At 66.3% G+C, this 20,132-nt stretch carries 14 protein-coding genes; 6 read left to right on the top strand and 8 right to left on the bottom strand.

Annotated features, from left to right (window positions below; all coding sequences use genetic code 11):
• Positions 1–89 precede the first annotated feature (89 nt).
• From I6F16_RS10050 to I6F16_RS10040, 3 genes are all read left to right on the top strand, one after another.
• A complete protein-coding gene (locus tag I6F16_RS10050) occupies positions 90–596 on the top strand; it encodes a protein-tyrosine phosphatase family protein (RefSeq protein ID WP_036038271.1) in 507 nt (168 codons plus the stop codon).
• A 217-nt stretch (positions 597–813) separates the two neighbouring features.
• On the top strand, positions 814–1,782 hold the full coding sequence (locus I6F16_RS10045; RefSeq protein WP_225112591.1) for an NAD regulator: 969 nt from the start codon (positions 814–816) through the stop codon (positions 1,780–1,782).
• Between the two features lie 110 nt (positions 1,783–1,892).
• Positions 1,893–4,598 (top strand): DUF2339 domain-containing protein, encoded by a 2,706-nt coding sequence (locus I6F16_RS10040; protein WP_225112590.1) that lies wholly within the window; start codon positions 1,893–1,895, stop codon positions 4,596–4,598.
• A 70-nt stretch (positions 4,599–4,668) separates the two neighbouring features.
• Here the strand turns inward: I6F16_RS10040 and I6F16_RS10035 are convergent, their stop codons facing one another.
• The 6 genes from I6F16_RS10035 to I6F16_RS10010 all read right to left on the bottom strand — a co-directional run bounded on the left by I6F16_RS10035 (position 4,669) and on the right by I6F16_RS10010 (position 11,943).
• Positions 4,669–6,357 (bottom strand): methyl-accepting chemotaxis protein, encoded by a 1,689-nt coding sequence (locus tag I6F16_RS10035; RefSeq protein WP_036038279.1) that lies wholly within the window; start codon positions 6,355–6,357, stop codon positions 4,669–4,671.
• Between the two features lie 256 nt (positions 6,358–6,613).
• On the bottom strand, positions 6,614–8,350 hold the full coding sequence (locus I6F16_RS10030; protein WP_057027010.1) for a methyl-accepting chemotaxis protein: 1,737 nt from the start codon (positions 8,348–8,350) through the stop codon (positions 6,614–6,616).
• 200 nt (positions 8,351–8,550) lie between these two features.
• Positions 8,551–8,796 carry a hypothetical protein gene (locus tag I6F16_RS10025; protein WP_036003604.1) on the bottom strand — a complete coding sequence of 82 codons (246 nt, stop codon included), beginning with the start codon at positions 8,794–8,796 and terminating at the stop codon, positions 8,551–8,553.
• A 162-nt stretch (positions 8,797–8,958) separates the two neighbouring features.
• Positions 8,959–9,546 (bottom strand): hypothetical protein, encoded by a 588-nt coding sequence (locus tag I6F16_RS10020; RefSeq protein WP_128263696.1) that lies wholly within the window; start codon positions 9,544–9,546, stop codon positions 8,959–8,961.
• Between the two features lie 114 nt (positions 9,547–9,660).
• Positions 9,661–10,647, bottom strand: a complete 987-nt coding sequence (locus I6F16_RS10015; RefSeq protein ID WP_128263697.1) for an MDR family oxidoreductase — start codon at positions 10,645–10,647, stop codon at positions 9,661–9,663.
• Between the two features lie 42 nt (positions 10,648–10,689).
• A complete protein-coding gene (locus I6F16_RS10010) occupies positions 10,690–11,943 on the bottom strand; it encodes an MFS transporter (protein WP_057026913.1) in 1,254 nt (417 codons plus the stop codon).
• 339 nt (positions 11,944–12,282) lie between these two features.
• Between I6F16_RS10010 and nadA the strand changes: the two genes are divergently transcribed.
• Genes nadA through nadC form a run of 3 tightly spaced genes read left to right on the top strand, consistent with a single transcriptional unit; the run spans position 12,283 to position 15,894 of the window.
• Positions 12,283–13,389, top strand: a complete 1,107-nt coding sequence (gene nadA / locus I6F16_RS10005; RefSeq protein WP_225112589.1) for a quinolinate synthase NadA — start codon at positions 12,283–12,285, stop codon at positions 13,387–13,389.
• 11 nt (positions 13,390–13,400) lie between these two features.
• A complete protein-coding gene (locus I6F16_RS10000) occupies positions 13,401–15,005 on the top strand; it encodes an L-aspartate oxidase (protein ID WP_225112588.1) in 1,605 nt (534 codons plus the stop codon).
• A gap of 10 nt (positions 15,006–15,015) precedes the next feature.
• Entirely contained in the window at positions 15,016–15,894 is an 879-nt protein-coding gene (gene nadC / locus I6F16_RS09995; protein WP_225112587.1) for a carboxylating nicotinate-nucleotide diphosphorylase, read from the top strand.
• A gap of 184 nt (positions 15,895–16,078) precedes the next feature.
• Here nadC and I6F16_RS09990 read toward each other — a convergent pair whose 3' ends face one another.
• Positions 16,079–17,527 carry a cell wall hydrolase gene (locus I6F16_RS09990; RefSeq protein WP_036028330.1) on the bottom strand — a complete coding sequence of 483 codons (1,449 nt, stop codon included), beginning with the start codon at positions 17,525–17,527 and terminating at the stop codon, positions 16,079–16,081.
• Between the two features lie 310 nt (positions 17,528–17,837).
• The gene (gene ligA / locus I6F16_RS09985) at positions 17,838–19,991 is read right to left on the bottom strand and encodes an NAD-dependent DNA ligase LigA (RefSeq protein WP_109144666.1); all 2,154 of its coding nucleotides are present in this window, start codon (positions 19,989–19,991) and stop codon (positions 17,838–17,840) included.
• Positions 19,992–20,132: the final 141 nt, after the last annotated feature.

Genomic DNA, 20,132 nt, shown 5'->3' with positions numbered 1-20,132 from the left:
GCGCGCAATTGCGAAATGGTGGGCACGGCGCGATGCGCCTTTGCCCACCCTACGAGCGCTCGCTATAATCGGGCGAAAAAAGGTTCGCCATGATCCACGTCTGTTCCCTCGCCGCGCTTCCCGAAACCGTCCGCCTCACCAAGGCCAGCCACGTGCTGACCGTGATGGCCAATGTCGAGCAGGTCGCGCGTCCCGTGTCGGTGCTCCCGGCCAACCATCTCAAAGTGTCGATGGACGACATCACCGAGGAGATGGACGGCTTCGTCGCGCCGTCGGAGACGCATATCGAGCAGGTGCTCAACTTCGTGCGCGGCTGGGACCGCAGCGCCCCGCTGGTGGTGCATTGCTATGCCGGGATCAGCCGCTCCACCGCCAGCGCGTTCGCGGCCGTTTGCGCGCTTAATCCGAATCGCGACGAGATCGAGATCGCCAGGAAGATTCGCGCGGCCTCGCCGATCGCCTCGCCGAACCGTCGCATCGTCAGCCTCGCCGATCATGCGCTCGGACGCAACGGCCGCATGCTGCGCGCGCTCGACGAGATGGGCCCCGGCGCGATGATGGTGGAAGGCCGCCCCTTCGCGATCGAGCTCGAATGAGGCGGGAGTCGAATAGCAGCTGCGACGGGACTGCACCCCCTCTCCCGCTTGCGGGAGAGGGTTTCTCCGCATTGGGACAACCCCCTAGAGGAGAAAGCCCTCACCCGGCGCTACGCGCCGACCTCTCCCGCAAGCGGGCGAGGTTACAGCGAGCCCGCGGCGAGATCTGTTCAACCAACGAAGATATTCTTTCCGCAACACCTGCGATCGTCATCACATGAGCGACACGCAGCTGACGCCAATCGAAATCGGCCTCACCGCCGCTATCGTCGCGATCGAGAACCACGAGCCGTTGATCCTCACTGCGCATAGCAGCGACGGGCTTGCCGGCCTGCCGTTCGGCCCGTTCGACGCGGTGAGCCATCGCACGTTCGAGATCGGCCTGCGCGCTTGGGTCGAGCAACAGGCGGGGCTGCGGCTCGGCTATGTCGAGCAGCTTTACACGTTCGGCGATCGCGGCCGTCATGCCGAGGCCGGCGACACCGGCGCCCACATCGTTTCGATCGGCTATCTCGCGCTGACGCGCCCGGCGGGCGGCGAGCTCGCGACAAACGCGGCGAGCTTCGCGCCCTGGTATCGCTTCTTCCCCTGGGAAGACTGGCGCGACCAGCCGCCGGCGATCATCGCCCGCGACATCATCCCTGCACTGACCGAATGGGCCGAGGAGGAGACGGCGGAGACGATTCGCGCACTGCCGCGGAAGGATCGCGTGCGGTTCTATTTCGGTCTCGACGGCGCACCCTGGGACGAGGAGCGCGTGCTCGACCGCTACGAGCTGCTCTACGAGGCCGGGCTGATCGAGGAGGCCCGCCGCGATGGCCGTCCTGCGGCATTGGCGCGCAAGACGCTTCCCCCGCTCGGGACCTCGATGCGGTTCGACCACCGCCGGATTCTCGCCACGGCAATCGCGCGGCTGCGCGCAAAGCTGAAGTATCGTCCTGTAGTCTTTGAACTTTTGCCGACCGAATTCACACTCACTGAACTGCAGCACACGGTGGAAGCGATCTCCGGCCGGCACCTGCACAAGCAGAATTTCCGCCGCCTGGTCGAGATGGAAGCCCTGGTCGAACCGACCGGGGTGATGTCGACACAGACGGGCGGACGGCCGGCAGCGCTCTACCGCTTCCGCCGCGAGGTGCTCCAGGAGCGGCCCGCGCCGGGCTTGCGCGTTCGCTCCCGGCGCTAGAGCATGATCCGGAAAAGTGCGTTGCGGTTTTCCAGTAAGATCATGCTCAAGAAATTAAGATCCTGATATCAGTGGTATCGGCCCCTGCCCGCCGATTGCCTGGAGGCTTCATGTTCGACGGCCCGTTTGACGTCTTTGCGCTGATCATTGCGATCATCGCCTTCCTGATCGCGATCAAGGCGTCCAGCCAGGCGACCGAGTTGCGCCGCCGGATCAGTTCGCTCGAAGATATGCTTTACGCGCAGCGGACGGTGCAGCCGCCCCCGCTGATGCCGGCGCAGGCCGAAGCCCCCGCGACGACTGCAGCCGCAGAGCCGCCGCCGCTGGCCCCGGAAGCCGAAACGACGCCGCCTCCGCTCGTCACCGAAGAGATTTCGCCGCCCCCGCTCGAGCCGAGCACGGGCGCCGCTGCGCCCCCTCCGGTGCCGGAGGCAGCACCCGGCTTCGAGGAGCGGCTCGGCACCCGCTGGGTGGTGTGGATCGGCGGGCTTGCGCTCGCGCTCGGCGGCTTCTTCATGGTGCGCTATTCGATCGAGGCCGGTCTGCTCGGCCCCGGCGTGCGCGTGTTCCTCGGCGGCCTGTTCGCCGCTGCGCTGCTTGGCGCCGGCGAATGGACGCGGCGCAAGGAGAGCATCTCAAGCATCGCGGCGCTGCCTATCGCCAACATTCCCGCGATCCTCACCGCGGCCGGCACGGCGGTGGCGTTCGCGACCATCTACGCGGCGTACGCACTCTACGACTTCCTCGTGCCTGCGACGGCCTTCGTGCTGCTCGGCATCGTTGCGATGGGCACGCTGGCCGCAGCGCTCCTGCACGGCCCTGCGCTCGCCGGGCTCGGCGTCGTCGGCGCCTTCGTGACGCCGATCCTCGTCTCCTCCGGCAAGCCGGATTATTGGGCGCTCTACATCTATCTTGCGGTCGTGACGGCCGCGAGTTTCGGGCTCGCCCGCATCAGGCTATGGCGCTGGCTTGCGGTCACGACCATTGCCTTCGCGGTGCTCTGGATCTTCCCGGGTCTCGATACCGAACAGGTGCAGGTCGCGCCGCACGCCTTCCATGCCATCGCCGGCTTCGTGCTCGCCGCACTGCTCGTCGTCTGCGGCTTCATGTTCGGGCCCAGCATGGAGGACGGCGAGATCGAGCCGGTCTCATCGGGCGCGCTTGGCGCCTATTTGTTCGGCGCGATGCTGGTCGTGCTGTCGAGCGCGCATGCGGATCTCGCGCTGATCGCCTTCACGCTCCTCGTCGGCGGCACGCTGTTCGTTGCCTGGCGCGCACCGGCGGCGACCGGCGCGCTAGGCGCGGCCGCGGCGGCCGTGTTCATCGTGTTCGCCGAATGGGCGGTGCGCGCCAACCCCGATATGCTGGTGCTGCCGGGCGGCCCGATGCCCGGCGTCGGCCCGGTCGCGATTGATAGCGCGGTGACGCTGCATCTGGTGACGGCCGCGATCTTCGCCGCCGGTTTCGGCGTCACGGGCTTTTTCGCGCAAGGCCGCTCGAACTCGGTGATCATTCCCGTGGTGTGGTCGGCGGCGGGCGTCGCGACGCCGATCGCCATCCTGGTTGCGCTCTATGCGCGCATTGCCCATCTCGACCGCTCGATCCCGTTTGCGATCCTCGCCGTGCTGCTCGCTGCGGCCTTTGGCGCCGCGACCGAAGCGCTGATGCGCCGCGAAGAACGGCCCGGCGTTGCAACCTCGGTCGCGCTGTTCGCGACCGGTACGCTCGGCGCGCTGGCGCTGGCGCTGACCTTCGCCCTGGAGAAGGGCTGGCTCACCATTGCGCTCGCGCTGATGTCACTCGGCACCGCCTGGATCTCGTTGCAGCGGCCGATTCCGGTGCTGCGCCGGCTGGCTGCCGTCTTCGCTGCGATCGTCACCGCGCGCATCGTCTATGATCCGAGCATCGTCGGCGATGCCGTCGGCACCACGCCGATCTTCAACTGGCTGTTGTGGGGCTATGGCCTGCCGGCCGCCTCGTTCTGGGGCGCGAGCATCTTCCTGCGCCGCCGCGCCGACGATCCGCCGCTGCGCGTGGTCGAGACGGCGGCGATCCTGTTCACCGCGCTGCTCGCCTTCATGGAGATCCGGCACTTTGCGACCGGCGGCCGCATGACCTCACCGCCCTCGCTGCTCGAGTTCGCGCTGCAAGTCTGTGTCATGCTAGCCATGGCAATCGGCCTGGAGCGCCTGCGGCTGCGCAGCCACAGCATCGTGCACAATGTCGGCGCGGTCGTGCTGACGGCGATCGCCGGCCTCATCAGCGTGTTTGGCCTCCTGATCCTGGAGAACCCGATGCTGCTCTCCAGCGTCAATGTCGGCAGCCTCGTGTTCAATCTGCTGCTGCTCGGCTATGCGTTGCCGGCCGTGCTGATGCTGCTGCTCTCCTACGCAGTGGCGGGACACCGCAGTGTCGCATATGCAAACACGATTGCGGGTGGCGCCCTGGTGTTCGCGCTCACCTATGTGACGCTGGAGATCCGCCGCTTCTATCACGGCCCGGTCCTGCTCTACGGTGGCACCACGAGCGCCGAGCAATATACCTATTCGATCGGCTGGCTCGCTTTTGGCGTGGCGCTGCTCGGCGTCGGCATCCTGGTCAATTCGGAGCGTGCGCGGCTGGCGTCCGCTGCCGTCATCGCGCTGACGATCTTCAAGGCCTTCGCCGTCGACGTGTGGACGCTGACCGGCGTCTATCGGGCGCTCTCGTTCATGTGCCTCGGCGTCGTGCTGGTCGCGATCGGCTGGCTCTACCAGCGTATCCTGTTCCGGCGGCAGATCGCACCGCCGCCGGCTGCGCCGCAGACGGGCAGCTAGACTGGATCGTCGGGCGGGCACTCCACCTCTCCCCAGCGGGGAGAGGTCAACAACGATCGAGCGGGTGCCTCTACGCCGCGCGGACCGATTCCAGGAACTGCGCGACCTCGACCTTCAGGCGGGTGCTGTCGGTCGCCAGCGACTTCGCCGCCGACAGCACTTCACTCGAGGCCGAGCCGGTCTCGATCGCACCGCGCTGCACGTTGGTGATGTTGGACGACACTTCCTGCGTGCCGAGCGAGGCCTGCTGAACGTTGCGCGAAATCTCCTGCGTGGCCGCGCCCTGCTCCTCGACGGCGGCGGCGATCGCGGCCGACACCTCGGACAGCCGCTCGATGGTGCCGCCGATCTCCTGGATGGCGTTGACGGATTCTTGCGTCGCCGCCTGGATGCCCGAGACCTGCGCCCCGATTTCGCCGGTCGCTTTCGCGGTCTGCTCGGCCAGTGCCTTGACCTCGGAGGCGACGACGGCAAAGCCGCGGCCGGCTTCGCCCGCGCGCGCCGCCTCGATGGTCGCGTTCAGCGCGAGCAGATTGGTCTGGCCCGCGATGGTGTTGATGAGCTCGACGACGTCGCCGATGCGGGCGGCCGCCTGCGACAGCGCGTTGACGCGCTCGTTGGTCCGCGCCGCCTGCTCGACCGCTTCCGCTGCCATCCGCGCCGAATCCTGCACGCGGCGGCTGATCTCGGTGATAGAGGACGACAGCTCCTCGGAGGCCGAGGCCACCGCCTGGACGTTGGTGGAAGCTTCTTCCGACGCCGCCGCAACGACGGTTGCGAGTTCCTGGCCGCGCTGCGCGGTGCCGCTCAGCGTCGCCGCGGAGGCCTCGAGCTCGGTCGAGGCCGACGACACGGTCTCGACGACCTCCCCAATCATGACCTCGAAATTGCGGGTGATGGCATCGACACGTCGGCCGCGTTCGATCTTGGCCTCGGCGTCGCGCGCCGCCGCAGCGTCGGCCGCCTTCTTGGCGATCAGCGCCTCCTTGAAGATCTGGAGCGCATCCGCCATCGAGCCGATCTCGGTCTTCTCGCCGCGATGCGGCACCTCCACCGCAAGGTCGCCCTCGCCGAGCGACTGCATCGGGCGGATGATCGAAGCGATGCCACGCGAGACGTCGCGCACGAGATAGTAGGCGGCGCCGATCGCGATCACGACGGAGGCCACGATGATCCCGACCAGCACACGGAAGATCGTAGCGTAGCTGTCGGCGGCCTGCTTCGTCTCCAGCTCGGCGCCCTGATTGTTCATTTCGATGCCCTTCTGGAGCAGCGGATCGGCGGCCTGAGCCATCTTCGCGACCTTGGTCTGCAACATCTCGTTGGCATCGGTCGGGAACCGGCCGACACTCTTGCGCGACAGCGCCATTACATCCTGCACGCCGTTCAGGTACTCGGCCCAGGCCTTGGTCCATTGCTCGTAGAGCGAGCGCTCCTCTGCGCGCGTGATCAGCGGCTCGTAGATCTTGCGGGTCTTCTCGATCCGTTCGCGCAAACCTGCCAGGCGCTTCTCGGCAGCCTCCTTGCCTTCGGCAGTATCCTGCATCAGGTGCAGACGCAGCGCGACGCGGAGCTCGTTGATGTCAGCACGCATCGAGCCGAGCGCACGCACGCTCGGCAACCAGCCCTGCGCGATCTCGACCGTATGGGCGTTGATGTTCTGCATCGTGCCGATCGCCATCACGCCGACGCCGGCGAGTGAGAGCACGAGGACCGACAGCACGGTCAGCAGCTTGAAGACGATCGACAATTTCGACATCACGACAATCCCGATGATTACCCGGCAACGCGCACATCATCTGCGCCGCAGACGTCACGACGGACGACCCGGGCGAAGGTCAGTTCAACAATGCTGGCTGGTTCTTTTCCCGAAGGATTGCGCGCATAATCGCAAACAGGCGTTAACAGGAGGCTACGTAAAAATACGGCTCGTGCGCAGCGATCGTGGTTCGCTGCAACTCTCTGTTGCAGCCGCACCGGCATCTCCCGTTACGATGCGGACGCAAAGGCACGTGTCAGGCCGCGCGGACGGTATCGAGGAACTTTCCGACTTCGAGCTTCAGCCGGTTGCTGTCGCCGGACAGCGATTGCGCGGCGCCCAACACCTGCGAGGATGCCGAACCGGTCTCACTCGCGCCGCGCTGCACGTCGGTGATGTTGGACGACACCTGATGGGTGCCCGTCGCCGCCTGCTGCACGTTGCGTGAGATCTCCTGCGTTGCGGCCCCCTGCTCTTCCACCGCGGCTGCGATGGTCGAGGAGATCTCCGACAGCTTCTCGATGGTGTGGCTGATGTCCTTGATCGCGCCGACCGAATGCTCGGTGGCGGTCTGGATGCTGGCGATCTGCTGGCCGATCTCGCCGGTCGCCTTCGCCGTCTGCTCGGCAAGCGCCTTGACCTCCGAAGCGACGACGGCAAAGCCGCGGCCTGCCTCGCCGGCGCGCGCGGCCTCGATGGTTGCATTGAGCGCCAGGAGATTGGTCTGGCCGGCGATGGTGTTGATCAGCTCGACCACGTCGCCGATCCGCGCCGCAGCAGCGGAGAGCTCCCCGACGCGATCGGTCGTGGTGCGAGCCTGGTTCACCGCATCGCCGGCGACGCGGGCGGATTCCTGCACCTGCCGGCTGATCTCGGTGATCGACGACGACAGCTCTTCGGTCGCCGACGCGACCGACTGCACGTTGGTGGACGCTTCCTCGGAAGCGGCAGCAACCATGGTCGTGAGCTCCTGGCCGCGCGCCGCGGTCGCGGTCAGCGTCGAGGCGGAAGCTTCCAGCTCGGTCGCGGCCGAGGACACGGTATCGACGATCTCACCGATCGCGGCTTCGAAGCTGTCAGCCAGCTTGTGCATCTCGGCCTTGCGCTGCGCGGACGCAATCTGGTCCTGCCTGATCTTGGCTTCGGCGTCCTCGCGCGCCTTCTGCTCCGACACGACCTTGAACTTTTCAACGGCCGCCGCGACGCCGCCGACCTCGTCCTTGCGGCCGAGACCGGGCAGAACCACGGAGAAATCGCCGCCGGCGAGCTTGTCCATGGCGACCGTGAGCGCACGGATCGGCCGCGCGATGGTCAGGAACGACATCAGCCAGGAGCCGACGAGGACGAGCATGGCGAGTGCGCCGACCAGGATCGCAAGCTGCTCGCTCGATCTCATTTGGGCCGCGGCCGCGGAATTCTTCTCCTCGGATTTGTGCCTTGCGTAGTCGGCGATCTGGCCGATCAGCACGTCGAGCTCGCCGGCAATCGGCAGGGTCACCTCGCGTGCGATGCGAACGACGTCTTCATTGAGCTTCGCAGCGCGGGCCGCTCCGTCTGCACCGCTGGCGGCCAGGGCTTCGCCGCGCACGCCGGCGATCTGCTGCGCGGCCTTTTCGTAATTCGCAGCCAGCGATCTCAGTTTCTCCATCCGAGCGCGGTTCTCCGCCTCGTGAGAAAGCTTCAGCATTTCATCGACCAGCGCATTCGTCGATTTTTGCCGGTCGCCCAGATTCTGGACGGCCTTCTGAATGTCAGCCGGGCTATTGGCAAGACGAAGGTCTCGTACCGCAAGCTGCATGCCGCGAACCGCAGCCTCGGCCTTGACTGCGTCGCGCGCGATCTGCTGCTGCGCAAGCGCGCTCTGGCTGCTCTCGCGAATTCCCGCATTGCCGAGCATCTGGCTTGCAATCATGGCCCCAACCAGGAGCACACCGAGCGCCGACGCAATCGCCAGCTTGGTCCCGATCCTCAGATTCTGAACTAGGCTCAACATGGGCATGCTTCCCCCGAAGGAACGCGCAGCCGAGTCATTGTCGGCTTCCCCTGACTGCGCCATTGCCCAAAAAATGAGCTTCTCACATTCCGATTTGGTTAACGAAATCCCTCGCAGAAATACTGACTTTGCACGCCAAATGATCGAGCGCGAAAGGAAACGATCCCGTCATAGTTGTAAATTGCAGCTTCAAGTCGGAGCTAGGACGCTTTACATCCGATGGCCTCGCCGACGAGGCTGATTCGAAAGACCGGCTGCTTGTCCTCATCGAGCAGCTCCATGCACCACTCGGCGTTCGGCTTCAGGCCGCGCGCGATGCCGCTGAGCAGATTGGCGCACACCTCGGTCATCTCGGTCCAGGCGGCTGCGCGATCCTCGAACTCGTACGGCAGGTCGGCGGCGCCGGAATAACGGCCGGTGCTGATGCGGAAGAAATAGAGCGACATGGTTGAACCCTTGCGTGGGACCGCCCCCCGGCGCGCGCAAACTGCGGCCCGAACAGCTACCAAGGCATGAAAGCCGCCGTCCGTATGACTACGGCGCAGGCGGCTTGATGTTCGATGATGCCTTCGACGATCAATGGCGCGGGTTGTCTCGCGCAGGCGAGCTCACTGCGTGGAGCGGCGCAGCTCCAGCGGTCCCTCGTTCTTCGCCGGCTCGGACTTCACCGGCTCGAGCCGGCTGCCCTCGACACGCGGCGTCTCGACGCGCGCGGCAACCTCGGTGTTCGACGCGGCGACCGTACCGGTGTGCTCCGGTCGGTGCAGCGAGCGCGGCCGCGCTGCAGCGCGCGCCATCAGCATTTGGTTGCCGCCCTGGTGACGGAAGTCGCAATAGGCGAAGCCCATGCCCGACACCGAGCCGCGGAAGCTGCGATCGTCGGTCTTTTCGAGGTTGAAACAGGGCTCGAACGGAATGCCCTTGATCGAGGCGCAAACATTCTGGCCGCGGATCTGGAGCGTATTGCCGGGAAGTCGGAGGTGCTTGACCGGGCCCGAGCCCGAGAATTGCACCGCACCGGCGGCGCCGAGATCGTCGAGGATGCGGCCTGCACCGCGGGTGCCGTCGAAACAGGTGAAGGCGAACACCTTGCCGGCCACGAAGCGGCGCGCCTCGTCGGCGTTCATGCTTCCAGCGATGGCCGGCGCAAACGTCGCTGCCGCCGTGACAGCCCCCAACACAATACGCGCAAGCATGCTCAACTCCGAACCAACCCCCGCAGCGGGCGATGCCTTTATCTCTTTACCCGCTGCTTACCATACGAACCATGGCGAGATTGAAGCAGCTTGGTTGGTAAAGTCTGAACGCCGTCAGACAATTTTTACCACGACGCGGCCGCGAACCTGGCCGGCGAGGATTTTCGCGCCCCAGCCCTGAACCTCGTCGAGCGAAATTTCCTCAGTAATTTCAGAGAGTTTTGTTCGGTCCAGGTCGGAGGCCAAGCGCTGCCAGGCGGCCTTCCGGGGCTCGATTGGGCACATCACCGAATCGATGCCGAGAAGGCACACTCCGCGCAAAATAAACGGCGCCACCGAGGACGGCAGGTCCATGCCGGCGGCCAGGCCGCAGGCCGCGATCGCGCCGCCATATTTCGTCATCGAAAGCAGGTTGGCGAGGGTGGTCGAGCCGACGCTGTCGACGCCGCCGGCCCAGCGCTCCTTGGCGAGGGGTTTTGCCGGGGCCGACAATTCATTGCGATCGATGATCTCGGCAGCCCCCAGCTGCTTCAGGTAGTCGGCCTCGGAGGCCCGGCCGGTCGAAGCGATGACGTGGTAGCCGAGCTTCGAGAGCACGGCGATCGCGACCGAGCCGACGCCGCCGGCAGCGCCCGTCACCACGACCGGGCCGCTCTTCGGCGAGATGCCGTGCTTCTCCAGCGCCAGCACCGAGAGCATCGCCGTGAAGCCGGCGGTGCCGATCGCCATGGCATCGCGCGCCGATAGCCCTTGCGGAAGAGCGACCAGCCAGTCGCCCTTCACCCGCGCCTTCTCGGCATAGGCGCCGAGATGGGTCTCGCCCATGCCCCAGCCGGTGCAAACGACCTTGTCGCCCGCCTTCCACTGTGGATGCGAGGAGGCTTCGACCGTGCCGGCGAAATCGATGCCGGCGATCATCGGGAAGCGGCGCACCACCGGCGCCTTGCCGGTGAGCGCAAGGCCGTCCTTGTAGTTCAGCGTCGACCATTCGACACGGACGGTGACGTCGCCCTCCATCAGCTCGGTTTCGTCGAACTGCGCGAGCTGCGCGGTGGTGCCCTTGTCCGCCTTGTCGATCCTGACAGCCTTGAATGTGGCCACGACTGAACTCCCTGACTTTGTTTGTCGGGGATGTTTAGCTGATCAGGCCGGCTGCGCAACCACCCGCTGGACCGGTTTCTCGACGATTGGAAGATTGATCAGCGCCGAGAGCACGCCGAACAGGATCGAGAGCCACCAGATCGGCGTGTAGGACCCGAACTTTTCGAACACGATGCCCCCGAGCCAGACGCCGAGGAAGCCACCTACCTGATGGCTGACGAAGGCAAAGCCGTAGAGCGTCGCGAGCCAGCGCGTTCCGAACATCAGCGCCACCAGCGCCGAGGTCGGCGGCACCGTCGACAGCCAGGTCAGGCCGGAGATTGCACCGAACGCGATCGCCGAGAACGGCGTGATCGGGAACGAGATGAAAGCGAGGATCGCCAGCGCGCGCGTGAAGTAGATGGCCGAGAGGATGTAGCGCTTGGGAAGGTAGTTCTGGAGATACCCCACGCTGAGCGATCCGATGATGTTGAACAGGCCGATCGCCGCGATCACCCAGCCGCCGGTTTGTGCGGTGATACCGCGATCGACCAGGAACGCCGGCAGATGCACGGTGATGAAGGCGAGCTGAAAGCCGCAGGTGAAGAAGCCCAGCACCAGGAGCACGTAGGAGCGATGACCGAAAGCTTCGGCAAGCGCCTTGGTGATGGTCTGGTCATCCGCGGGCGTTGCGCTGTTCACGCTTGTCACCGGCGGCGTCGAGAGCGCCAGCGAGAGCGGGATGATCAGCAGCATCAGGAAGCCGAACACGGAGAGCGCCTGCTGCCAGCCGAAATTGTCGATCAAGGCAACGCCGATCGGTGCGAACAGGAACTGCCCGAACGAACCCGCGGCCGTGCCGGCGCCGAGCGCGATGCCGCGCTTCTCCGCGGGCAAGAGCTTGGTGAAGGCCGACAGCACCAGATTGAACGAACAGCCGGCGAGGCCAAAGCCGATCATCACCCCGGCGCCGATGTTGAGCGACAGCGGCGTCGAGGAATAGCGCATCAACAGCAGCCCGCCGGCATAGAGCAGCGCGCCGACGCACATCACCCGGAACAGGCCGAAGCGATCCGCGACCGCACCGGCGAACGGCTGGCCCAGTCCCCACAACAGATTCTGCACGGCGATGGCGAGGCCGAACACGTCACGGCCCCAGCTGAATTCGTGACTCATCGGCTGCACGAAGAAGCCGAGCGCCGAGCGCGGACCGAAACCGAGCATGCCGATGGCACAACCACAGAGGATGATGACGGCCGGGGTACGCCAGTTGGAGGAACGCGAGGCCGGAGCGAGCTCGCCGATCTGTGTCGACATGGTTGTCCTCGTCTTGTCCTTGGCGGAGCCGCAAATCAGCAGCCGCGGGACAGCCCGTTTAATGCATATGCATGAAAATCCCAAGGCAAAAACGATTGCATTCCACGAAGAGCTGACGCGGGAGCATTGCGTTTCAATCCGACCTCGCCTGACAGGTGCGCGGTGACGGGAATGTGTGCGGCAGGCCCTAGCGATACTCGCGCGTGCGTGCTATGCCTGATTTACTCATATTGAGTATATATGGCTTCTGTCCGGCCTGCTCGGCCGGTTTTCTCGGGCCCACTATATTCTCAAACTGAGCATAATGCCACGCATAATGGCCACACTTGGGAGGCTTCAATGCCGATCACTGCAATTTACGGTCCCGACGACTTTGCCAACCGGCCGCAAGGCCAACCCACCGTCTCCCCGCGCCCCGTCCCGGTGCCTCCGGGACCGACATGGCCGATGCCGTCCCTGGAATGGTCGCCGGCGGTCGAACGCGCCACCGCGCCGCTCTATGACCGCGTCAAGCACGTGATCCCGCCGATCGAATGGCCGCTGATGGCCCCGACGATTCACGCAATCAACGAGCTCAAGCGCGCGCGGGGCGCAGTCATCCTCGCCCACAACTACCAGGCTCCGGAGATCTTTCACTGCGTCGCCGATATCGGCGGCGACTCGCTCCAGCTCGCGGTCGAAGCCACCAAGGTGAAGGCCGGCATCATCGTCCAATGCGGCGTGCACTTCATGGCGGAGACCTCGAAGCTGCTCAATCCGGACAAGACCGTCTTGATCCCGGATTCGCGCGCGGGCTGCTCGCTCGCCGCCAGCATCACCGGTGCGGACGTGCGGCTGCTGCGGGAGAAGTTCCCCGGCGTGCCTGTTGTCGCCTATGTCAACACCTCGGCGGAGGTGAAGGCCGAGGTCGACATCTGCTGCACGTCCTCGAACGCGGTGCAGGTGGTCGAGAGCCTGAACGCCCCGACCGTGATCTTCCTGCCCGACCGATACCTCGCCACTTACGTGGCGTCGAAGACCGACGTGAAGATCATCGCCTGGAAAGGCGCCTGCGAGGTGCATGAGCGCTTCACGGGCGAGGAGCTGCGGAGCTTTCGCGAAGCCGATCCCTCCGTGCAGATCATCGCGCATCCGGAATGCCCGCCGGACGTGCTGGCGGAAGCCGACTTCACCGGCTCGACCGCGCACATGATCAACTGGTTACGCGCGAAGCGGCCGCGGCGGCTCGTCATGATCACGGAATGCTCGATGGCCGATAATGTCCGGGCCGAGCTGCCCGACGTGGAGATGCTCCGCCCCTGCAATCTCTGCCCACACATGAAGCGGATCACACTCGCCAACATCCTGGAGAGCCTGCTGACGCTTCGCGAGGAGGTGACGATCGATCCCGCGCTCGCGGAACGCGCGCGGCGCTCGGTCGAGCGCATGATCAATCTGAGAAATTGAGGGCAAGCAACATGCAACACGACATCTACGACCGCGCCCGCGCCGACGACGTCGTCATCGTCGGCGGCGGCCTTGCCGGACTGTTCTGCGCGCTGAAGCTCGCGCCGCGGCCGGTGACATTGATCTCGGCGGCCCCGCTCGGGCACGGTGCTTCCTCGGCATGGGCGCAAGGCGGCATCGCGGCGGCCGTCGCCGAAGGCGATACGCCGGAGGCACACGGTGCCGACACCGTCGCGGTCGGCGGCGGCCTCGTCGACGAAGCCGTTGCGCTCGGCATTGCGCGGGAGGCTGCGCCGCGCATCCACGATCTTCTCGCCTACGGCGTGCCGTTCGACCGCGATCTCGACGGCAGGCTTGCGGTCGGACGCGAAGCTGCGCATTCCGCGAGTCGCATCGTGCATGTGCGCGGCGATGGCGCCGGCGCCGCGATCATCGCGGCCTTGAGCGAGGCCGCGCGCCGCACGCCCTCGATCCGCCTGATGGAAGGCTTCGTCGCCGAAGCACTGCTGACCGAGGACGGCGCGGTCACCGGGCTTCAATTGCGCGATGCCGGCAATCCCGCGGCACGGCCGCTCGTGCTCGCCTCACGCGCGGTCGTGCTTGCGACCGGTGGGCTCGGCCATCTCTACGCCGTCACCACCAACCCGTCGGAAGCGAGCGGCTCGGGCCTTGCGATCGCCGCCCGCGCCGGCGCCGTGATTGCCGATCCTGAATTCGTGCAGTTCCACCCGACTGCCATCATGGTCGGCCGCGACCCGGCACCGCTCGCCACCGAAGCGCTGCGCGGCGAAGGGGCAACGCTGATCAATGGCAACGGCGAGCGCTTCATGAGCGCCCGCCACCCGCTCGCGGAGCTCGCGCCCCGCGATATCGTGGCCCGCGGCGTGTTCGCCGAGATCGCGGCCGGGCGCGGCGCCTTCCTCGATGCGCGACAGGCGCTGGGCGCGCGTTTCGCGACGAGTTTTCCGACCGTGCATGCGAGCTGCATCGCCGCCGACATCGATCCCGCGGCGCAGCCGATTCCGATCGCGACGGCCGCGCATTACCACATGGGCGGCATCGCGGTGGACGCGCGCGGTCGCAGCTCGATCGACGGCCTCTGGGCCGCCGGCGAAGTCTCCTCCACGGGCGCGCATGGCGCCAACCGGCTTGCCTCGAATTCGCTGCTCGAAGCCGTCGTCTATGCCGCCCGCATTGCCGATGACATCGCCGGCCGCACCGTGTCCCCGCCGGCACGCCTTCCCGACTCTTTGGTGACACCACGCGCCGGCACGCCGGATGCTGCGGAGGTGAAGCGGCTGCGCGCAATGATGAGCGCGCATGTCGGCGTGATCCGCGACGGTGATGGGCTTGCGCAAGCCGTGCGCCATTTCGCCAGACTCGAGCGCGAGGCCGGACACGGCGTCCTCGGCAACATGGCGATCTCCGCTCTGCTCGTCGCCGTTGCGGCCTGGACGCGGCACGAAAGCCGCGGTGCGCATTACCGTTCCGATCACTCGGCCGAGAACCCAGCGCTCGCGCAGAGAACGATGACCACGCTCGCCGCGGCGCGCGAGGTCGCGGAGAGCCTCGACGAGCGCCCGCGGCCACGCCTTGTGCAATCCATGATCGCTTGAAGGAGGCCCCATGATCACCCCGACCTCACTGCTCTATCCCGATGCCTTCCTTTCGCCGCTGGCCATCGAGACCGCCGTTGAGCGCGCGCTCGACGAGGATCTCGGCCGCGCCGGCGACATCACCTCGCTGGCGACGATCCCGGAGGCGACGCGCGCGCAAGCCATCCTGGTCGCGCGCCAGTCCGGCGTGATCGCCGGATTGCCGCTGGCGCTCGCGACCTTGCAGAAGCTTTCGCCCGAGATCGAGGTGCGCGCACATGTCCGCGATGCCGCGCGGGTTGCGCGCGGCCAGCACGTGCTGACGATCTCGGGCCCGGCGCGCGCCATTCTCACGGCGGAGCGCACCGCGCTGAACTTCGTCGGCCGGCTGTCGGGCATCGCCACGCTCACCGCGGACTATGTCGCCCGCACCGAAGGCACCAGGATGCGCATCTGCTGCACGCGCAAGACCACGCCGGGATTGCGGGCGCTGGAGAAATACGCGGTGCGCTGCGGCGGCGGCTTCAACCACCGCTTCGGGCTCGACGATGCGATCCTGATCAAGGACAACCACATTGCGGTGGCCGGCGGCATCCGCCCGGTGCTGGAGCGCGCCCGCGCCCATGCCGGCCATCTCGTCAAGATCGAGATCGAGGTCGACACGCTGGCGCAGCTGCGCGAGGTGCTCGAGAGCGGGATGGCCGATGCGGTGCTGCTCGATAATATGGACCTTGCGACGCTGCGCGAGGCGGTGAGGCTCAACGCGGGCCGCCTCGCGCTGGAGGCGTCCGGCGGCGTCACGCTGGACACGATCGCCGCCATCGCGGCCACCGGCGTCGACTATGCGTCGGCCGGCGCCCTGACGCATTCTGCGCCGAATTTCGATTGTGCGCTGGATATCGAGGCGTGATGTCTTCGCCTCTCCCCGCTTGCGGGGAGAGGCCGGAATGCGCGCGTAGCGCGGATTCCGGGTGAGGGAGAGTCTCCACGAGTCCAACTCTCACCGTCTTCGCGGAGAGTCCCCCTCACCCCAACCCTCTCCCCGCAAGCGGGGCGAGGGAGCGCAGTTACGCAAGCGGGGCGAGGTAAGAAAACTACCGCCGCTCGCCCAACTCCGCGGAGCTCTTGGCTTCCTGCGCGAGCGCGGCGGAGAGCGCGGCGGTTTGCGCCGGCGTGCCCCAGCTCGGCAACTCGCTGCCGTCGCCCCAATTGCGCGGCCGATAGAAGGTGTGCACGCCGGTCTTGTACAGCTTCTTCATCTCGGCGACCCAGGACGGGCGGACCCAATAGGCATGGTAATGCGTGGACTTGCCGACCTCGGGCAGCCAGATCTGTCCGTCGAGCATCGCCTTGGAGATCTTCTTGGCGCGCTCCCACATTTCGGGTTCGCGGATCACGTCGGCATTGTTGTCGCAGGCGAAGGTGAACTGGCAGGCCAGGTGACGGTGCTTGTTCTGGTAGACCGCGCCGCACACGGTGTCGGGATATTTGCCGGAGAAGACGCGGTTCATCACCACTTGCGCCACCGCAATCTGGCCGCGCACGGCTTCGCCGCGGGCCTCGAAATAGACGGCTTCGGCAAGACACTTCTCGGACTTGGCGCGCGACTTGTCGTCGAGCGCGAGTCGCTCCGCCGGCGACTTGCCGCGCTGGTTGTCGGCGTTGACCTCGCCCTTCGGCGCGACGCTCTCGCCGCTCTCGATGTCCTTGGCGATCTCCGCCGTCGGCGGGGTCAGCGAGGCCGTCACCTTCATGTCGGGGTCGGGCATCACGATCAGCGGCTCGGCGCCGGGCTGCCAGCTCTCGATGGTCTCGAGATTGCCGCCCAGCGAGGAGCTGCCGAAGAACAGGCTCGATGTCTTGACGCTGAAAGGATCGCGCGCGGGAACAGCCGGCGCCGTGGCGCGCTTCAGCGCTTCCAGCGGCTGCACCGCGAACGCGCGCGCAGCCTCGCTCGCCTGCGGCGGATTGGAATATTGCGGCAGCGGCGGCGCGCGCATCGCCTCCTGCAGCTCGGGATCGAGCGGGGCCGCGGATTCCGGCGACATCGCCGGCGGCAATGCGGCGGTCTTGGCGCCGAACACCGAGCTGTTCGAGGTCGCGGGATCTTCCTTGGCCGGTGCTGCAGCCGGCGCGGCCGTCTCAGGCGACTGAGTCGGCGGGACGATTGCGAGGCGATCGCCCTTCAGGGCGCGATCGACCTTGGGAAAGTCGGATGCGTGGTAGCGCGGCGGTGCCTGAAGCGCCGGATTGCGGCGGATCGCGCCGGTGACGTCGCCGCCGTCGAGGCTCGCGAGCCGAACCATCGCGCTCTGCGGAACCGAGGTGCCGATGGGGCGGGAAAAACTGTAGGTGGCAAGCTGGATCGAGGACGCAGCGGAGAACACCTGCTTCTGCCACCGCTCGGCGACGCCGGGTTGGCGCGCCAGCAACGAGGCAATGTCCTGATAGCCGGTCTCTCTCGGCATCAATGCGAAGATGCAGAGACCGATGCCGAAGGACGCGAACCGCGCGCCCTTCGGATGGTTACGCAACACAGACATCGATACGCTCACGCTACGCTTACGCTGGTTCGATCGAACTCAGTACATCCGTGCAATTCGATCTTTATTGTGAGTATCTAATTTAGGTTGCCGGGGCGTTAATCGGCGTTGCGCAGGCGGCACACTCAAGCGAATGCAGGTGTTTTCACGGGGCGACGTCGCGCATTGGTAAATGCGGCCTCACGTGAAGCGGTAAACATCGGGTCAACGCGAATGGTGAAGGAACTCTTGCGCCCCCGCGTACCATCACGGGAAGCTGTTGGGGGAGCGCCTGTGCGATGACGACGGTTGCGAGGGGCCAACGCGCCCCTCACTCGGCGATCAGCTTCAACCACTCGTCTTCGGTCAGCACCTTGACGCCGTGCTTGTTGGCGTCCGCGAGCTTCGAGCCGGCGCCGGGGCCCGCGACGACGAGATCGGTCTTTTTCGAAACCGAGCCCGACACCTTGGCCCCGAGCCGCTCGGCCGTCGCCTTGGCTTCATCCCGTGTCATCTTCTCCAGCGAGCCCGTGAACACCACGGTCTTGCCGGCGACGGCCGAATTGCTCTTCGGCTTCTCGGCGTCGACGATCTCGACCTCCTTGGTCAGGCGTTCGACAATGCCGCGATTGTGACTCTCGCCGAAATAATCGGCGATGCTCTTGATCACGGTGTCGCCGATCTGGTCGAGCGCGTCCATGTCCGCGATCGCCTCCTCGTCGCCCTTGGCAACCTTGAGGCAGGCATCATGGAAGGCGTCCCACGAGCCGTAGCCGCGCGCCAGCGCCAGCGCCGTGGTCTCGCCGACATGGCGCATGCCGAGCGCGAAGATGAAGCGCTCCAGCGCGATTCTGCGCCGGCTCTCGATGGCGCCGAACAGGTTGCGCACGGAGGTCGCGCCGTAGCCTTCGATCTCCTCGAGCTTGAGTTTTGCGTTGCGCTTCTCCAGCGTGAAGATGTCGGCGGGCTCCTTCACCCAGCCCTCGTCGAAGAAGTACTGGAGCTGCTTCTCGCCGAGGCCGTCGATGTCGAAGGCCCGCCGCGACACGAACAGCTTCAGATGCTCGATCTTCTGGTAGGGACAGGCGAACTCGCCGGTGCAGCGGGCGCGCGAGCCCTCCTCGCCCGTCGCCGTCTCCTCGCGCACGACGTCGGTGTGCAGCGGACACGGGCACTTCTTCGGGAAGTGGAATTCCCTGGCGCTCTTCGGCCGCTTGTCGAAGACGACGTCGACCACCTGCGGGATGACGTCGCCGGCGCGCTGAATCACCACGGTGTCACCGATCCTGATGTCGCGCCCCTCGCGCAGAACCTCGCCCTTGTTGCCGATGCCCCTGATGTAGTCCTCGTTGTGCAGCGTGACGTTCTGCACGATGACGCCGCCAACGCCGACCGGCTCGAGCTTGCCGACCGGCGTGAACGAGCCGGTGCGGCCGACCTGGATCTCGATGTCCCGCAGCACCGTCATGGCGCGCTCGGCCGGGAATTTGTGCGCGATGCCCCAGCGCGGCGTGCGCGACACGAAGCCGAGCCGCTCCTGCCAGTCGATGCGGTCGATCTTGTAGACGACGCCGTCGATGTCGTAGTCGAGCCGCGCGCGCTGCTCCTCGATCGCATGATGAAAGGCGAGCAGTTCCTCGACCGAGTGACAGAGCTTGGTGAGCGGATTGGTCTTGAAGCCGCAGCGCTCGAACCAGCCGATCATGCCGCTCTGCGTGTCTTCCGGCATCGCGCTCATCTGCCCCCAGGCATAGGCGAAGAAGCCGAGGGGACGGGAGGCGGTGATGGTCGGGTCCTTCTGGCGGAGCGAGCCCGCGGCCGAATTGCGCGGATTGGCGAAGATGGTGTCGCCTGCCGCCTTCTGCCGTTCGTTAAGCGCCAGGAACGCCTTCTTGGTCATGTAGACTTCGCCGCGCACCTCGCAGATGTCGGGGATGTTGCGGCCCTTCAGCTTCTGCGGCACGTCTTCGAGCGTACGGATGTTGGCGGTGACGTCCTCGCCAACCGCACCGTCGCCGCGCGTCGCGGCGGTGACGAGCTCGCCGCCCTCATAGCGCAGCGACATCGAGAGGCCGTCGATCTTCGGCTCGGCGGAGAAGCCGATCTTGTCGTCGTCGAGCTTCAGGAAGCGCACGATGCGGCCGACGAAGTCGCGCACGTCCTCCTCCGCAAAGGCGTTGTCGAGCGACAGCATGGGCACGGCATGCGGGACTTTCTTGAAGCGCCCTGACGGCGCGGCGCCGACCTTCTGCGAGGGCGAGTCCGCGGTGACGAACTCGGGAAAACGCGCCTCGATCGCGTTGAGGCGCTGGCGCAGCGCGTCGTATTCGGCGTCGGTGACGGTGGGCGCGTCCTCCTGATAGTAGCGATCGTTGTGCCCCTCGATCTCGAGGGCGAGCCGCTTATGCTCGACCTTGGCCTGCGCCTTGGTGAGCTCGGCGACGTCGCGTAGCGGTGTTGCTTTGGATTTTGCTGCTCTGGCCATGGCGCTTGGATACGACGGAGCGGGCGGGAGGGTAAAGGCTTGTGGAAATCTCGTGCCCCGGGCGCAGCGCAGCGCTCCTTCAGCGGTGCGCTGCAGAGCCGGGGCCCATGTCGCGGCAGGCATTCTGGGTCCCGGCTCGCG

This window comes from Bradyrhizobium sp. IC4060 (assembly GCF_020193715.1).
Taxonomy (GTDB): Bacteria; Pseudomonadota; Alphaproteobacteria; order Rhizobiales; family Xanthobacteraceae; genus Bradyrhizobium; species Bradyrhizobium yuanmingense.
This window is presented reverse-complemented; position numbering and strand designations above follow the sequence as displayed.

Excerpts from the sequence above, each read along its gene's own strand:
- nadA (WP_225112589.1), top strand. The coding sequence starts at position 12,283 with ATGCCGATCACTGCAATTTACGGTCCCGACGACTTTGCCAACCGGCCG.
- nadC (WP_225112587.1), top strand. The coding sequence starts at position 15,016 with ATGATCACCCCGACCTCACTGCTCTATCCCGATGCCTTCCTTTCGCCG.
- I6F16_RS10040 (WP_225112590.1), top strand. The coding sequence starts at position 1,893 with ATGTTCGACGGCCCGTTTGACGTCTTTGCGCTGATCATTGCGATCATC.
- I6F16_RS10025 (WP_036003604.1), bottom strand. The coding sequence starts at position 8,796 with ATGTCGCTCTATTTCTTCCGCATCAGCACCGGCCGTTATTCCGGCGCC.
- I6F16_RS10010 (WP_057026913.1), bottom strand. The coding sequence starts at position 11,943 with ATGTCGACACAGATCGGCGAGCTCGCTCCGGCCTCGCGTTCCTCCAAC.
- ligA (WP_109144666.1), bottom strand. The coding sequence starts at position 19,991 with ATGGCCAGAGCAGCAAAATCCAAAGCAACACCGCTACGCGACGTCGCC.
- I6F16_RS10045 (WP_225112591.1), top strand. The coding sequence starts at position 814 with ATGAGCGACACGCAGCTGACGCCAATCGAAATCGGCCTCACCGCCGCT.
- I6F16_RS10035 (WP_036038279.1), bottom strand. The coding sequence starts at position 6,357 with ATGTCGAAATTGTCGATCGTCTTCAAGCTGCTGACCGTGCTGTCGGTC.
- I6F16_RS10050 (WP_036038271.1), top strand. The coding sequence starts at position 90 with ATGATCCACGTCTGTTCCCTCGCCGCGCTTCCCGAAACCGTCCGCCTC.
- I6F16_RS10030 (WP_057027010.1), bottom strand. The coding sequence starts at position 8,350 with ATGTTGAGCCTAGTTCAGAATCTGAGGATCGGGACCAAGCTGGCGATT.
- I6F16_RS09990 (WP_036028330.1), bottom strand. The coding sequence starts at position 17,527 with ATGTCTGTGTTGCGTAACCATCCGAAGGGCGCGCGGTTCGCGTCCTTC.
- I6F16_RS10000 (WP_225112588.1), top strand. The coding sequence starts at position 13,401 with ATGCAACACGACATCTACGACCGCGCCCGCGCCGACGACGTCGTCATC.
- I6F16_RS10020 (WP_128263696.1), bottom strand. The coding sequence starts at position 9,546 with ATGCTTGCGCGTATTGTGTTGGGGGCTGTCACGGCGGCAGCGACGTTT.